This window comes from Bradyrhizobium sp. WSM1743 (genome assembly GCF_000473065.1).
Classification (GTDB): Bacteria; Pseudomonadota; Alphaproteobacteria; order Rhizobiales; family Xanthobacteraceae; genus Bradyrhizobium.
In genome coordinates, this window is record NZ_AXAZ01000011.1 from 1 (window position 1) to 15,571 (window position 15,571).

Here is a 15,571-nt window from a genome sequence, read left to right on the forward strand (position 1 = left end):
TCGCTGATCCGCCTCAGCACCGGATTGCCTTTTCCACGCCGCGACGACGCCAGCGCGTCCGCAAAGCTCGGTTGCCCCACCTGCCGATATGCCATTCCCATCCCCTCCAATCCGTCTAGGGAATCGCAGATTCGCGAATAATGCAAAGCTCTCGCTTGCGGGAGAGGTCGGCGCGAAGCGCCGGGTGAGGGCTTTCTCCTCTGGGGGGTTCTCGCTTGTGGAGACACCCTCTCCCCAGCCCTCCCCCGCAAGCGGGGGAGGGAGCGCAGCTACGTTGGAGTTGCAGCTTGCTCTCACAGCTCTAGCCTTGCTCGCCGGCTTTCGGTTTCCGCAGCAGATATGTGCCGTGCATCGGTGCATGGTAATCGGCCGAGACCAGCGTGAAGCCGACGTCGGTCAGCATCCGCTCCATCACCCAGCCGAAGGTGGAATATTCGTCGCGCATGTGCGTCACAACGCCCTCGCGCGAGAAATCGTGATTCTTGATCTGGAAGTCGGCCCATTGCTCGACGTCACGCTCGACGGCGTCAGGCATCGACGCGTAGACGATATCGCGCAAGTAAAAGCTCGCGCCCGGCTTCAGCGCGCGATAGATCCGCGACATCGCCACCGCCTTCCAGAAATCCGGCAGATGGTGCAGCGTGAACTCGCTGACGATCAGGTCATAGGACTCCGGCCGGTAGGCGAAGCTGAGCAGGCCGGCGGACTGGGTGCGAACCGGCGCCTTGCGGTCGCGGGCGTAGATCTCGGCGAGCGCCAGCATCGCCGGCGAGATGTCGATGGCGTCGACCTCGGCGCCCATCAGCGCGGCTTCCGTGGCGAGCACGCCGTTGCCGCAGCCGATATCGGCGATGCGCCAGCCGCGCTGCACACCGAGCATCTTCAGCGCGGCGCGCGCCCGCAGATCGGCATCGTCATGGTTGTCGTAGATCGACGCCACCGCGGGCTCGATCCCCATCCGGTTCCGCTCGTTATAGTACCAGTCGCGCGCCAGCATGGCTCACATCCCTTCAGGCCCACGGCCGATCGCGGCAACGCCGGTGCGCGACACCTCGACAAGGCCGAGCGGGCGCATCAAATCGATAAATTGATTGATCTTGTCGGTATTGCCTGTGATCTCGAACACAAAGCTCTCGGTGGTGGCGTCGATCACCCGGGCACGGAACGCGTCCGCCAGCCTGAGCGCCTCGACGCGGTGCTCGCCCTGTCCCCGCACCTTCACCATCGCCAGCTCGCGCTCGATCGAGCGCTTGGTCTGGGTCATGTCAACGACGCGGTAGACCGGGATCATGCGGTCGAGCTGGTGCTTGATCTGCTCGATCACCATCGGCGTGCCCGTGGTGACGATGGTGATGCGCGACAGATGCTTCTGGGCCTCGGTCTCCGAGACCGTGAGGCTCTCGATGTTGTAGCCACGCCCCGAGAACAGGCCGATGACGCGCGCGAGCACGCCCGGCTCGTTCTGCACGAGCACCGCGAGCGTATGCGTCTCGTTGGGATCGTGACGGTCCTCGATGAAATAGGCGGATGCGGGCTGGTTCATGTCGTCCCCTCTTGTCTCTCCGTCACGCCATCGCTGGCGCATCCGTCCCGGCCCAACGGCGGAACAGATCGAAATCAATGTTGCCCCCGGACAGCACGAGACCGACGCGCTTGCCCTTCAGCTTGCTCTTCTCTTGCAGCGCGGCGGCGAGCGCAGCTGCACCCGCGCCTTCGGCGAGATTGTGGGTGTCTGTCCAATAGGCACGGATCGCGGCGGCGACCTCGTCGTCGGTGACCTCTACGATGCGCGAGGCGCCCTTGCGAATGAGCGCGAACGCATCCTCGTCAGGGATACGCGTCGCCATGCCATCGGCGCGCGTGTTGCTGGTCTCGGTCGTCACGATCTTGCCGGCCGCGAATGACAGCGCGTAGGAAGGCGCTTCCGTCGACTGCACGCCGACGATCTCGGTCTTCAGGCCGAGCAGGTCGCGCGCCATGATGCAGCCGCAGATGCCGGAGCCCTGCCCAATCGGCACGTAGAGGATGTCGAGATCGGGCGCGGACCTGAACAACTCGAGCGCGTAGGTGGCGACGCCGAGCACGAGATCGGGATGGAACGACGGCACCATGTGCAGGCCGGTAAACTGGGCGCGCCGCTGGGCCTCTTCGGCCGCCGCCTGAAAGTCCTCGCCGTGCTCGACCAGCTCAGCGCCAAAGGCCCTCATCGCGCGGTTCTTCTCGACCGAGTTGCCGCGCGGCACATAGATCACCGCGGGCACGCCGTGGCGCCCCGCGGCAAAGGCCAGGCTCTGACCGTGGTTGCCGCGCGTCGCCGAGATGATGCCTGATGTGTTCGGCCGCTCGCGCTTCAGCCGTTCGAGATAGACGAGCCCGCCGCGCACCTTGAAGGCGCCGATCGGCGTGTGGTTCTCGTGCTTGACCACGACCTCGGTGCCGAGGCGCTCGGCGAGCAGCGGCCAGGCATGCGCCGGCGTTGCCGGCACCGCCTGCCCCACGATCGCATGTGCGCGCTCGAGCTCTCCGAGATCAAACATAGAGGCGCCCCTCGATCCGCGCGGACGGTGAGCTCCCTCGCCCCGCCCTTCGCGAGAAGAGGGTGGGGGTGAGGGGCTGCTTCCGCACAGACGGTGACAGTGAGACTCGCGATGGCTCTCCCTCACCCGGATTGCGCTCGCGCGCAATCCGGCCTCTCCCCGCGAGCGGGGAGAGGCAAAGGAAGATTGTTCGTCGCTGTTGTGCCATCCCACTCACACCAGCGCCTTGCCGGCGGCGAACGCCTTGGCCGTCGCTTCGTCGTTGGCCTGCTCCGGCAGCAGCATCTCGTTATGCGCCTTGCCGGAGGGGATCATCGGGAAGCAGTTTTCGAGTGCCGCGACGCGGCAGTCGAACAGCACCGGGCGCTTGACCGAGATCATCTCCTTGATGGCGCCATCGAGATCGCCCGGCTTGTGCACCTGGAGGCCAACGGCGCCATAGGCTTCGGCGAGCTTGACGAAGTCCGGCAGCGCTTCGGAGTAGGAATGCGACAGGCGGTTGCCATGCAGCAGCTGCTGCCACTGGCGCACCATGCCCATGTACTGGTTGTTGAGGATGAAGATCTTGATCGGCAGCTCGTACTGCACCGCCGTCGACATCTCCTGCATGGTCATCTGCACCGAGGCGTCGCCCGCAATGTCGATCACGAGGCTGTCTGGATGCGCCACCTGCACGCCGACCGCGGCCGGCAGGCCGTAGCCCATGGTGCCGAGCCCGCCCGACGTCATCCAGCGATGCGGCTCCTCGAAGCCGTAGAACTGCGCCGCCCACATCTGATGCTGGCCGACCTCGGTCGTGATGTACGTGTCCTTGCCGCGCGTCGCCTCGAACAGGCTCTGGATCGCGTGCTGCGGCAGGATGACGTCGTTGCTCTTCTTGTAGTAGAGCGAGTTGCGGGCGCGCCATTGCGCGATCTGCTGCCACCACGACTTGATGTCGGGCTTCTTCGCCTCCGACTTGAACACCTGGAGGATGTCGCCGAGGACGTTGCCGCAATCGCCGATGATCGGCACGTCGACCCGGATGTTCTTGTTGATCGAGGACGGATCGATGTCGATGTGGATCTTCTTCGAGCCGGGCGAGAATGCATCGACGCGGCCGGTGATGCGGTCGTCGAAGCGCGCGCCGACGCACAGCATGACGTCGCAGTCATGCATGGTCATGTTGGCCTCGTAGGTGCCGTGCATGCCGAGCATGCCGAGCCAGTTCTTGCCCGAGGCCGGATAGGCGCCGAGGCCCATCAGCGTGGAGGTGATCGGAAAACCGGTGACCTCGACCAGCTCGCGCAAGAGGTTGGTCGCCTCCGGGCCGGAATTGATCACGCCGCCGCCGCTGTAGATCACGGGACGCTTGGCGTTCGCGAGCAGCGAGACGGCCTTGCGGATCTGCGTCGCATCGCCCTTCACGCGCGGCGCGTAGGAGCGGTGCACGTCGGACTTGCGCGGCGGATGATAGGTGCCGGTCGCGAACTGCACGTCCTTGGGCACGTCGACCAGCACCGGGCCCGGCCGGCCCGAAGTCGCGACATAGAAGGCTTCGTGCAGCACTTTCGCTAGATCGTTGACGTCGCGCACCAGCCAATTGTGCTTGGTGCAGGGGCGCGTGATGCCGACGGTGTCGCATTCCTGGAAGGCATCGTTGCCGATCAGATGCGTCGGCACCTGGCCGGAGATGCAGACCAGCGGAATGGAGTCCATCAGCGCGTCGGTCAGCGGCGTCACCATGTTGGTGGCGCCGGGACCGGAGGTCACCAGCGCAACACCCGGCTTGCCGGTCGAACGCGCATAGCCCTCGGCGGCATGGCCCGCGCCCTGCTCGTGGCGGACCAGGATGTGCTGAACCTGGCTCTGCTGGAAGATTTCGTCATAGATCGGAAGCACCGCGCCGCCGGGATAGCCGAAAATGTCGGTCACGCCATGATCGATGAGCGCACGGACGATCATTGCGGCGCCGGTCATCTGGTTCGGATCGTGGCTCTTGTCGCTCATTGGCTTGCTCCGGATGCGCTGTTGTTAGCGGCTTCATTCGTGTCGGGTTCGGGAAATAAAAAAGGCCCCGAAGAGGGCCCGCGCACACCGCCTGTCTTGTGGATGGCAGCTAGCCACCCCCGGCGGTGTGCCTGGGTACGACGGCGATAAGGAGGATGGTAATAATGTTACGCATGGCAGGCGCTCGGCTTCCCAAAGGTTGCGCGAAACATAGCGGCCAAACCTTGGATGTCAAGGCAATGCGGCCGTTCCCGCGCGATTTCGGCAGTGTAGCGGTGTTCCCCGGGTTCGGCGAGAGGTAAATTCGGGAACCCGGGGCACAAAAGCGTGTCAGCCAGGGTCCTCAGTTGCGCTCACGATCGCGGCCAGCCACCCCCTCGCCTCGTCCGGCCTCATCCATTCGAAGTCCGGCAATTGGTGCCGGAACCAGGTGAACTGGCGCTTGGCATAATGGCGGGTATCGGCGCGGCCGATTCCGGCGGCCTCCTCCAGGCTCAGCTCGCCCCGCAGATGCCGGATCAAGGCCGGCACGCCATGGGCTTTCATCGCCGGCAGCAGCGGATCGAGGTGTCTGGCGGCGAGCCGCTCGACTTCCCTCAGCGCACCGGCACCCAGCATGGCATCGAAGCGGGCATCGATGCGGGCATACAGCTCGTCGCGCTCGGGGGCGAGAAACACCGCGCGAAAACTGTCCTTGGGCAGCAGCGGTGGCTGCCCCTCCCGGTGCCAGTCGAGCAGCGACCGCCCGGTTGCCTCCATCACCTCGAGTGCGCGCGCAATCCGGGTGCGGTCGCGCAGGTTCAATCGCTCGGCCGCGCGCGGATCGCGGCGCGCGAGTTCCGCGTGCAGCGCCTCGACGCCGTTCCGTTCCAACCGCGCGCGTACATCGTCGCGCACCTCGGCAGGGATCGGCGGCACCACGGAGAGGCCGGCCGTCAGCGCCTTGAAATAGAGCCCGGTGCCGCCGATGAAGATCGGCAGACGTCCCAGAGCCCTTGCTTCATCGAGCGCCCTCGCTGCGTCACTTACCCAGGCACCAGCCGAGAAGTTCACGGCAGCATCGACATGGCCATAGAGACGATGCGGCACGAGCGCCTCATCCGCCGCTGTCGGCCGCGCCGTGATAATGCGGAGGTCGCGGTAGACCTGCATGGAATCGGCATTGATGACGACACCGCCGGTGGCGAGCGCAAGCTCGAGCGCCAGCGCCGACTTGCCGCTGGCGGTCGGGCCTGCGATAAGCACGGCCTTGCTCGAATGCCCCTCGCTCACGAAAACCTCAAATGTCCCTCGTTGCCACGCTGATCTGCAACCCCGACAATCCCGCGCTCGACTCGACCATCGTCGACGGCGCCCGCGCCGTGCTGCCTCAGGCAGCTCCCGCGCACTGGCTGTTCGACGGGGTTGCGGTCGACATTCCCTTCGGCGCCGACAGTAACCTCGAAGGCGACCGCCACGCCATCGAGCGGCGGCTCCGCGAGCTCCGGGGCGACCTGCCGATCGACATCGTCGTGCAGCCAGTCGGCTTCCGGCGCAAGAAGCTTTTTCTCGCCGACATGGATTCCACCATGATCGGCCAGGAATGCATCGACGAGCTCGCCGATTTCGTCGGGGTGAAGGCGCATGTCGCTGCCATCACCGAGCGTGCGATGCGCGGCGAGATCGAGTTCGAGCCGGCGCTGCGCGAGCGCGTCGCGCTGCTCAAGGACCTGCCCGCGAGCGCGGTCGACGAGGTGCTGGCCAAGCGCATCACGCTGACGCCGGGCGGACGTGAACTGGTGGCGACCATGCGCGCCCACGGTGCCTACACCTGCCTCGTCTCCGGCGGCTTCACGCTGTTCACGCGTGCGGTCGCCGCCAAGCTCGGCTTCCAGGAGAACCGCGCCAACGAGCTCGTCGTGCGCGACGGCAAGTTCACCGGCGAGGTGAAGGAGCCGATCCTCGGCCGCGCCGCGAAGCTGGCGACGCTGGTGGATCTGATGGAGTCGTTCGATCTCGACGACATCGACTCGGTCGTGGTTGGCGACGGCGCCAATGATCTCGGGATGATCCAGGCGGCGGGGCTGGGTGTGGCCTATCACGCCAAGCCGGCCGTTGCGGCCGCCGCAGCAGCGCGGATCGACCACGGCGATCTCACCGCGTTGCTCTATGCGCAGGGGTATCGGCGCGACGAGTTCGTGGAGACGTAGCTTCCTCTCCGTCATTCCGGGGCGATGCGAAGCATCGAACCCGGAATCTCGAGATTCCGGGTCTGGTGCTTGCGCACCATCCCGGAATGACAGTGACTCCTACTGCACGCTCAGCGCCACAAACCGCAGCTCGCCATCGGCATTCGACACCAGCAGCAGCACCGACTTCTTGCCGTCCTTCTTGAGCTGGTCGACCCGCTTCTGGATGTCGGCACCGCTGGAGACGGCTTCCTGCGCCACCTCGACGATGACATCACCGGCGGACAGGCGCTTCTCGGCGGCGTCCGAATTGGCATCGACGTTGGTGACGACCACGCCCTTGACGCTGTCCTTGATCTTGTAGCGCGTGCGCAGATCCTTGTTCAGCGTTGCGAGATCAAGGCCGAGCGCCTTCTGCGTCACCGGCTTCTCCGGCGCCGGCTCCTCGGTCTTCACCGCAGCCTGCACCTTTTCCGGATCCTGCAGGCGGCCCAGCGTGACCTTCTTGGTTTCTTCCTGGCCCTTGCGGATGATGACGACGTCGACCTCCTTGCCGACCGCCGTATCGGCGACGACGCGAGACAGGTCCTTCGGGTCCTTGACGTCCTTGCCGTCGAACTTGACGACGACATCGCCGGGCTCGATGCCAGCGGGCTTGGCCGGGCCTTTGTCGTCGACGCCGGCGACCAGCGCACCGCGCGCGGGCTTGATGTTGAGACTCTCGGCGATCTCGTCGGTGACGCTCTGGATACGCACGCCAAGCCAGCCGCGGCGCAGCTCGCCGAACTGGCGGAGCTGGTCGACGACGCCCACCACCGTCTTCGACGGCACGGCGAAGCCGATGCCGATGGAGCCGCCGGAGGGGGAGATGATCAGCGTGTTGACGCCGATGACGTCGCCGTCGAGGTTGAACAACGGACCGCCGGAATTGCCGCGGTTGATGGAGGCGTCGGTCTGGATGTAGCTGTCGTATGGCCCGGAGGAGATGTCGCGGTTCTTGGCCGAGACGATGCCGGCGGTCACCGTGCCCCCGAGGCTGAAGGGGTTTCCGATCGCGACCACCCAGTCGCCGAGGCGCAGCTTGTCGGAGTCGCCGAACTTCACCGCGACCAGCGGCTTCGGCGGCTTGATCTTGAGCACGGCGAGATCGGTCTTCTTGTCGACGCCGACCAGCTCGGCCTTGATCTTGGTGCCGTCGTTGAGGATGACGTGGATCTCGTCGGCATCCGCAATGACGTGGTTGTTGGTGACAACGACGCCTGATGTGTCGATGATGAAGCCGCTTCCGAGCGAGTTGGTCTTGCGCGGCGGATTGTTGTCGCCGCGCTCGCCGCCCTTGCTGCCGCCACCGGGGCCCCGGCGGTTCTTGAAGAAGTCGTCGAAGAACTCCTCGAACGGCGAGCCGGGCGGCAGTTGCGGCATGGTGTTGCTGCCGCCGCCCTTGGCGTCGACGGTCTGCGAGGTCGAGATGTTCACGACCGCGTCGATCACCTTTTCGGCGACGTCGGCGATGCCATCCGGTCCGCGCGCATGAGCCGGCGTGCCGAACGCGCTGAAAGCAACGACGGCGAGCGCGGCCAGCCCAATTCGCACACCAAGTCGCACGCAACGGCGCGAGCGGGACGGGGCAGTGGTGGCAGCGGTCATTGTGATCTCCAGACAAAGGGATTCGGCGCCAGACTGCGCTCGAACGGGGGCACGGCGCAAGCGCGGAGCTTAACGGGCCTCAAGAGCCCGATAATAGGGCGAAAACCAGTCCGGCGCCTTCACTTTGGCGTTGGCCTGATACTTAAATCGGGCGCCGCATAACCCAGATCAGGACCAGGCCGGCCACGGCCGAGCCGATCCCGACCGCCCGCAGGATGTTGTCCGGCGTGGCGATGGCGCTCTTCATGGCTTTGCGCATCCAGTTGGGACTGGCCGCGAACATCAAGCCTTCCAGCACGAACAGGATGCCTAGGCCGATGAGGAAGTCGGCGAACGCAATGGACCTCATCGGAATGGAACCTCCCGTTATGCTGTTCTTGTCTGGGCAAAGGGCGGCCAGACCGGCCGCCCTTGTCTAGCTTACGGCTTCGCCGGCGTCTCGGTTGCCATCTTGCCGGACGGGTTACCGAAGTACCGGAAGAAATCCGAGTCCGGCCGCAGCAGGAAGCGGGTGTCGCTCGCACGCAGCCCGTTCTCATAGGCCGTCATAGAGCGGTAGAAGGCGAAGAAGTCGGCGTCCTTGCCGTAGGCCTCCGCAAACAGGCGGTTGCGCTCGGCATCGCCCGCGCCGCGGGTCTGCTCAGCCTGCGAATTGGCTTCCGCGATGATGACGGTCGCCTCGCGGTCGGCCTTGGACTTGATCTCCTGAGCCTTCTGTCCACCCTGCGCGCGGAACTCGGCCGCCTCGCGCTCACGCTCGGTCTTCATGCGCTGGTAGACCGCCTGGCTGTTCTGCTCCGGCAGGTCGGCGCGGCGGATCCGGACGTCGACGACCTGAATGCCGTAACCATCGGCCTCGCGGTCGAGCTGGTCGCGGATCCGCAGCATCAGCTTCTCGCGGTCGTCACGCACCACGTTGATGAAGGTGACCTCGCCGAGAACGCGGCGCAGCGCCGCGTTGAGGAGCGTGGTGAGCTGGATGTTGGCGGCCTGGATCGAGCCGACGCTCTGATAGAAGCGCAGCGCGTCCTTGATGCGGTAGCGCGCGAAGGCATCGACCACGAGCCGCTTCTGGTCGGATGCGATCGCTTCCTGCGACGGATTCTCCAGGTCGAGGATCCGCTTGTCGATGTTGATCACCGAATTCCACGGCGCCTTGAAGTGCATGCCGGGCGCGGTGACGACGTCGACGGGCCGGCCGAACTGGAGCACGATCGTCTGCTCGGTCTGCTGCACCGTGAACAGCGACATGTAGGCCACGATCAGGACCAGGAGCAGCCCGAGCAGCGTGACAAAACCTGTAACCGGAGACCTCATCGGCTGCCTCCGCTCGACTGCGGACCGGTCATAGGCGTCCGCTTGGGCGCGAGTTCGGGAAGCGGCAGATAGGGCACGACGCCTTGGCCTGAGGGGCCGCCGTCATAGACGAGCTTGTCGGCGCCGCCGAGCACGCGCTCCATCGTCTCCAGATAAATCCGTTCTCGCGTCACGTCGGGCGCCTTCTTGTATTCGTCGTACACTTTCAGGAAGCGCGCGCTCTGGCCCTTGGCCTCCGCGACCGCCTGCTCCTTGTAACCTTCGGCGTCCTGCAGGATCTTGGCCGCACGTCCACGCGCCTGCGGTACCACCTGGTTGGCGTAGGTCTGCGCTTCGTTCTGCAGCTGCTCGAGATTGGCGCGCGCAGCCTGCACGTCGCGGAAGGCGTCGATCACTTGCGCCGGCGGATCGACCTTCTGCATCTGCACCTGGGTGATCTGAATGCCCGCTCCGTAGCTGTCCAGCGTCTTCTGGATCAGCTCCTGCACGCCCTGTTCGGTGACATTGCGCGCCCCGGTCAGGATCGGCTGGATCTGCGAGCGGCCAATCACCTCGCGCATCGCGCTCTCGGCGACTGCCTTCACGGTGCCTTCCGGATTCTGGATGTTGAAGAGGAAGTCGCCGACGCCGTCCGGCTTGATGCGCCAGAGCACGGTGAAGTCGACGTCGACGATGTTTTCGTCGCCTGTCAGCATCAGGCTCTCTTCCGGGACGTCACGGATGGAGCGGCCGCGACGCGCCGGATCTTCGATCAGCGTCATGCCGATGGAGATGGTGTTGACGCGCAGCGCCTTGGGCAGCAGCACTGTCTCAATCGGATAAGGCAGATGATAGTTCAGGCCCGGCTGCACGGTGCGGACATGCTTGCCGAAGCGCAGCACGACGCCGAGCTCTTCGGACTGCACGCGGAAGAAGCCCGACAGCAGCCAGAATGCAACGATCAGCAGGATGATCAGCGTGATGCCGAGACCGGAGAAATAGCCACCCGGCATGATCTGCTGGAGGCGGTCCTGGCCGCGCCGCAGAAGATCCTCCAGATCCGGCGGCCTCGGCCCGACCGGTTGCGGGCCTGAGCCCCATGGTCCCTTTGGACCCGAGCCCCATGGGCCACCGCCCTGATTCTTCCACGGCATTCGACGCTCTCCTCGGCAGGGTGGAATTGCCCCCGCCCGCTTTGTCCGGTCCGGCTTTATAGGGGACAGGCAGGTCCCTTACAACGCAGCCTGGGCCATCTTCCGAGCTATGCTTGGGCACGAAAAAGTCAATGTAAACATTGACGAATGCGGTTAATGGCGGGGGCGCCGACGATATGTCACATAGGAGAAGTCGGCGCTGTCGTCGGGGCCGGCAGGATGGCGGATGCGTTCAACCTCGTCCCATTCCGCCTTGTCGATGTCGAAATGCGTGTCGCCTTGGGGGCGCGCGTGCACTTCGGTGATCTCGAGACGGTCGGCGCGACCGAGCCATTGCCGGAAGATCTCGGCGCCGCCGATCACCGCGACCTCAGTGACCGAACGCCGCAGGGCATCGCCACGCGCAACCGCGTCCGCATCCACCGCCGACGTGGTGACGATGGCACCTGCGGCGCGATAGGCCGCATCGCGCGTGATCACGATGTTGGTGCGGCCCGGCAGGGGACGGCGGGGCAGGGATTCGAAGGTCTTGCGGCCCATGATCACCGGCTTGCCGATCGTCAGCGCCTTGAAGCGCGCCATGTCGGACTTCAATCGCCACGGCATCGCATTGCCCGCGCCGATGACGCCGTTCTCCGCGATCGCGACGACGAAGACGATCTCCATCAGGCCGAGCTCCCGGCAAGTCGCGTCAGCGCAGGCCCGGTGACGCGGCACAGCGTCCAGTCGTCCATCATGATCGCGCCGAGCGATTTGTAGAACGCGATCGACGGTGCGTTCCAGTCCAGCACGGCCCATTGCAGGCGCGACCAGCCGTTCTCGACGCATTCCCTGGCGAGATACACCAGCAGCGCCTTGCCGAGGCCCCTGCCCCGATGCGACGGCCGCACGTAGAGATCTTCGAGATAGATGCCATGGCGGCCGCTGAAGGTGGAGAAATTCGCAAACCACACCGCGAAGCCGACCGGCTCGCCGTTCCACTCCGCGATCGCGCAATAGAGCTGCGGCCTCTCGCCGAACAGCGCATCGGCGATGTCAGCCTCGGTCGCCTCGACCTCGTGCGAAAGCTTTTCGTACTCGGCGAGCTCGCGAATGAAGGACAGAACGAGCCCGGCTTCTCCAGGCTGCGCACGGCGGACGTTGAGCGACATAGGGCGCTAGACCGCGACTTCCGCCTTGATGTGCGGATGCGGATCGTAGCCGACGAGCTCGAAGTCTTTGTAGCGGAAGGAGAAGATGTCCTTCACCTCAGGATTGATCCGCATCACCGGCAGCGCGCGCGGCGCGCGGGTGAGCTGGAGCCGCGCCTGCTCCAGATGGTTGGAGTAGAGATGAGTGTCGCCGAGCGAGTGCACGAAGTCGCCGGGCTTCAGGCCTGTGACCTGCGCGACCATCATGGTGAGCAGCGCGTAGGAGGCGATGTTGAAGGGCACGCCGAGAAAGACGTCGGCCGAGCGCTGATAGAGCTGGCACGACAGTTTGCCGTTCGCGACATAGAACTGGAACAGGAGGTGGCAGGGCGGCAGCGCCATCTTCTCGACGTCGGCCGGATTCCAGGCGGTGACGATCAGCCGGCGGGAATCGGGAGTGCGCTTGATCATGTCGATGACATTGGCGATCTGGTCGATGCTGCGCCCGTCGGCCGTGGGCCAGGAGCGCCATTGATGGCCGTACACCGGGCCGAGATCACCATTGGCATCCGCCCATTCGTCCCAAATGGTGACGCCGTTGTCGCGCAGATATTTGATGTTGGTGTCGCCCTTCAGGAACCAGAGCAGCTCGTGCACGATCGCCTTCAGCGGCAGCCGCTTGGTAGTCAGCATCGGGAAGCCGGCGGACAGATTGAAGCGCATCTGGTGGCCGAACACCGAGAGCGTGCCGGTGCCGGTCCGGTCGGTCTTCTCGGCGCCGTCTGAAAGAATCCGCTCGAGCAGGTCCTGATACTGGTGCATGTGCCAAAAACCTTAAGAAGACGGCAGCCTTTGGGGAGGCGGCGAACTTAACGGCCACCCCCGTGCTGCGACAGCGGCGATTCGCTGCTCCCATCGATTATACCCGGAAAAATGAGTGTCCCCGGCACAAACGACAAGGGCGGAACTGACGTCCCGCCCCTTCTGCCTATCAGCTTGATTGCATTGCCTAAGTCGCCGGCTTGAGCACCGGGGTCCACTTCCCGATCTCGTTCTTGACCAGGGTGGCCAGCGATTCCGGCGTCCGGTCGGCTGGGCCCGGAATGACGCTGCCGAGCTCGAGCAGGCGCTTGCGCACGGTCTCATCATCGAGCGCCTTGACGGCCGCTGCGTTCAGGGTCGCCACGATCGCAGGCGAGGTTCCCTTCGGGGCGAATATCGCGTTCCAGGCCTGGGCCTGGAACTTCGGCAAGCCGGCTTCCGCCGTCGTCGGCACGTTCGGCAGCGACGGATTGCGCTCCGGTGTTGCGATCGCATAGGCCTTGATCGTGCCGGCGTTGATCTGCGGCACGGCGTTGACGATCTGGTCACACATGTAATCGACCTGGCCCGCCACCAGCGCGTTCATCGCGGGGCCCGTGCCGTTGAAGGGCACGCCGACCGGCTTGATGTCGAGGATCGAGTGCAGGAGCTCGCAGGAGACGTGCGAGACCGAGCCGACGCCGGCATGCGCGGCATTCACCTTCTCGGCGTTCGCCTTCACATATGCGACGAACTCCGTCAGGTCTTTCGGTGGAAAGTCCTTGCGCGCGAGGATCAGGATCGGCGTACCCGCGAGCAGCGCGATCGGCTCGAAGTCCTTCTCGGGATGATATGCGAGCTTCGCATAGAGCGGCACCGATGCCGCATGCGTGCCCATGTGGCCGGTGATCAGCGTATAGCCGTCATTGGCCGCGCGCGCGGCGCGCGTGGTTGCGGTGGTGCCGCCGGCACCGACGACGTTCTCGATGATGATGCTTTGTCCCAGCGTCTGCGCCATGTGTGCGGTGACGATGCGCGCGACCACGTCGGTCGGGCCGCCGGCCGCAAACGGCACGATCATGGTGACGCTGCGCGTCGGATAGGTCTGCGCCTCAGCCGGCGCGATGAAGCTGCCCAGCGACGCGAGCGCTACGGCACATGCGCCCGTGAGCGCGCGAATGAAGGTCATGTCGATCCCCTTGGACACAAACAAAATGCCGGCCCAAAGGCCGGCATTTTCATTTCACGAAGCCGTCACACAAGTCGATTCGACTTCCGAATGCGGCGCGCCGACGCAGGGCGCGGCGCCGACGCAGGGCGCGGGCGACCTCAGTTCTCGGACTCGGTGAACACCTCGTCGCGCTTGGCGCGCAGCACCGGTAGCACCGTAAGGACAAGCAGGCTCGCCGCGACCGCAAGCAGCACCGCCGACAACGGACGCGTCAGGAACACGCTCCAGTCGCCGCGCGAGATCAGTAGCGCCCGACGCAGGTTCTCTTCCATCAGCGGTCCGAGCACCATGCCGAGCAGCAGCGGTGCCGGCTCGAAATCGTGCTTGATCAGCCAGTAGCCGACGAGGCCGAACACACCGGCGAGGATGACGTCGACCGGCGCGTTGTTCACCGAATAGATGCCGATCGCGCAGAAGATCACGATCGAGGGGAACATCAGCCGGTACGGCACGCGCAAGAGCCGCACCCAGATTCCGACCAGCGGCAGGTTGATGATGATCAGCATCAGATTGCCAATCCACATCGAGGCGATCATGCCCCAGACGAGATCCGGCTGCTTCTGCATCACCTGCGGACCAGGCACGATGCCATGGATGGTCATCGCACCTACCATCAGCGCCATCACCGCGTTCGGCGGGATGCCGAGGGTGAGCAGCGGGATGAACGAGGTCTGGGCCGCGGCATTGTTGGCACTCTCCGGCCCCGCCACGCCCTCGATCGCGCCGCGGCCGAACCGCGACGGATTCCTGGCGAGCTTCTTCTCGAGCGTATAGGCAGCGAACGACGCGATCACCGCGCCGCCGCCGGGCAGAATGCCGAGGATCGAGCCGAGCACGGTGCCGCGAAGGATCGGCGGCGTCGAGTCGGCGAGGTCCTTCCTGGTCGGCATCAGGCCGGTGATCTTCTGCTGCACGAGATCGCGGTTCATCTCGGCGCCATGGTCGAGATTGCGGATGATCTCGGCGAAACCGAACACGCCCATCGCCACCGTCGCGAAGCCGAGGCCGTCGGCGAGCTCCGGAATGTTGAAGGCCATGCGCGAGGCGCCGGTCTCGATGTCCGAGCCGACCATCGACAGCAAAAGGCCGAACACGATCATCGCGATCGCCTTCAGCACCGAGCCCTTGGCGAGCACGACCGCGAAGATCAGGCCGAGCACCATCAGCGAGAAATACTCGGCCGGGCCGAAGGCCAGCGCGAGTTTCGTGAGCGGCGCGCCGAGGATGGCAATCAAGACGGTCGCGACGCAGCCGGCGAAGAACGAGCCGATCGCGGCGATCGCCAGCGCCGGGCCGGCGCGGCCCTGCTTGGCCATCTGGTGACCGTCGATGGCGGTAACGACCGACGTCGCCTCACCGGGTATGTTGACCAGGATCGACGTGGTCGAGCCGCCATATTGGGCACCGTAATAAATGCCGGCGAGCATGATCAGCGCGCCGACCGGCGGCAGTCCGAACGTGATCGGCAGCAGCATCGCGACGGTCGCGATGGTGCCGATGCCCGGGAGAACGCCGACCAGCGTGCCGACGAGGGCGCCGATCAGGCACATCAGAAGGTTGATCGGGGAGAGCGCGACGGCGAAGCCGTGAGCGAGGTTGGCAAAGATATCCATCACGC

At 65.2% G+C, this 15,571-nt stretch carries 15 protein-coding genes; 1 reads left to right on the plus strand and 14 read right to left on the minus strand.

Going from position 1 to position 15,571, the window contains the following annotated elements:
* Positions 1–301 precede the first annotated feature (301 nt).
* The 5 genes from YU9_RS0108915 to miaA form a co-directional block, all read right to left on the minus strand.
* Positions 302–997, minus strand: a complete 696-nt coding sequence (locus tag YU9_RS0108915) for a class I SAM-dependent methyltransferase (protein WP_018640840.1) — start codon at positions 995–997, stop codon at positions 302–304.
* A 3-nt stretch (positions 998–1,000) separates the two neighbouring features.
* Positions 1,001–1,543 (minus strand): acetolactate synthase small subunit, encoded by a 543-nt coding sequence (gene ilvN / locus YU9_RS0108920; protein WP_027572493.1) that lies wholly within the window; start codon positions 1,541–1,543, stop codon positions 1,001–1,003.
* Between the two features lie 22 nt (positions 1,544–1,565).
* Positions 1,566–2,537, minus strand: coding sequence for a threonine dehydratase (locus YU9_RS0108925; protein WP_027572494.1), 972 nt, complete (start codon positions 2,535–2,537; stop codon positions 1,566–1,568).
* Positions 2,538–2,750: 213 nt separating this feature from the next.
* Positions 2,751–4,526 (minus strand): acetolactate synthase 3 large subunit, encoded by a 1,776-nt coding sequence (locus YU9_RS0108930; protein ID WP_027572495.1) that lies wholly within the window; start codon positions 4,524–4,526, stop codon positions 2,751–2,753.
* 330 nt (positions 4,527–4,856) lie between these two features.
* Complete coding sequence (gene miaA, locus YU9_RS0108935) at positions 4,857–5,798, minus strand: tRNA (adenosine(37)-N6)-dimethylallyltransferase MiaA (RefSeq protein WP_027572496.1); 942 nt, start codon at positions 5,796–5,798, stop codon at positions 4,857–4,859.
* An 11-nt stretch (positions 5,799–5,809) separates the two neighbouring features.
* On the opposite strand from miaA, the gene serB reads away from it, so the two are divergent.
* Complete coding sequence (gene serB, locus YU9_RS0108940; RefSeq protein ID WP_027572497.1) at positions 5,810–6,715, plus strand: phosphoserine phosphatase SerB; 906 nt, start codon at positions 5,810–5,812, stop codon at positions 6,713–6,715.
* A 99-nt stretch (positions 6,716–6,814) separates the two neighbouring features.
* On the opposite strand, the gene YU9_RS0108945 is transcribed toward serB, so the two are convergent.
* The 9 genes from YU9_RS0108945 to YU9_RS0108985 form a co-directional block, all read right to left on the minus strand.
* Positions 6,815–8,341, minus strand: a complete 1,527-nt coding sequence (locus YU9_RS0108945) for a Do family serine endopeptidase (protein WP_027572498.1) — start codon at positions 8,339–8,341, stop codon at positions 6,815–6,817.
* A 142-nt stretch (positions 8,342–8,483) separates the two neighbouring features.
* Positions 8,484–8,690 carry a DUF2065 domain-containing protein gene (locus YU9_RS0108950; protein ID WP_025038031.1) on the minus strand — a complete coding sequence of 69 codons (207 nt, stop codon included), beginning with the start codon at positions 8,688–8,690 and terminating at the stop codon, positions 8,484–8,486.
* A 71-nt stretch (positions 8,691–8,761) separates the two neighbouring features.
* On the minus strand, positions 8,762–9,658 hold the full coding sequence (gene hflC, locus YU9_RS0108955; protein ID WP_027572499.1) for a protease modulator HflC: 897 nt from the start codon (positions 9,656–9,658) through the stop codon (positions 8,762–8,764).
* Positions 9,655–10,791, minus strand: a complete 1,137-nt coding sequence (gene hflK / locus YU9_RS0108960) for an FtsH protease activity modulator HflK (RefSeq protein WP_027572500.1) — start codon at positions 10,789–10,791, stop codon at positions 9,655–9,657. Before hflK ends, hflC begins: the two co-directional genes overlap by 4 nt.
* A 153-nt stretch (positions 10,792–10,944) precedes the next feature.
* Positions 10,945–11,457, minus strand: a complete 513-nt coding sequence (locus YU9_RS0108965; protein WP_027572501.1) for a dihydrofolate reductase — start codon at positions 11,455–11,457, stop codon at positions 10,945–10,947.
* A complete protein-coding gene (locus YU9_RS0108970) occupies positions 11,457–11,942 on the minus strand; it encodes a GNAT family N-acetyltransferase (protein WP_027572502.1) in 486 nt (161 codons plus the stop codon). Before YU9_RS0108970 ends, YU9_RS0108965 begins: the two co-directional genes overlap by 1 nt.
* 6 nt (positions 11,943–11,948) lie before the next feature.
* Complete coding sequence (locus YU9_RS0108975; protein ID WP_027572503.1) at positions 11,949–12,743, minus strand: thymidylate synthase; 795 nt, start codon at positions 12,741–12,743, stop codon at positions 11,949–11,951.
* 187 nt (positions 12,744–12,930) lie between these two features.
* Entirely contained in the window at positions 12,931–13,911 is a 981-nt protein-coding gene (locus tag YU9_RS0108980; protein WP_027572504.1) for a tripartite tricarboxylate transporter substrate binding protein BugD, read from the minus strand.
* Between the two features lie 140 nt (positions 13,912–14,051).
* Complete coding sequence (locus YU9_RS0108985; RefSeq protein ID WP_027572505.1) at positions 14,052–15,566, minus strand: tripartite tricarboxylate transporter permease; 1,515 nt, start codon at positions 15,564–15,566, stop codon at positions 14,052–14,054.
* Between the last annotated feature and the right edge of the window lie 5 nt (positions 15,567–15,571).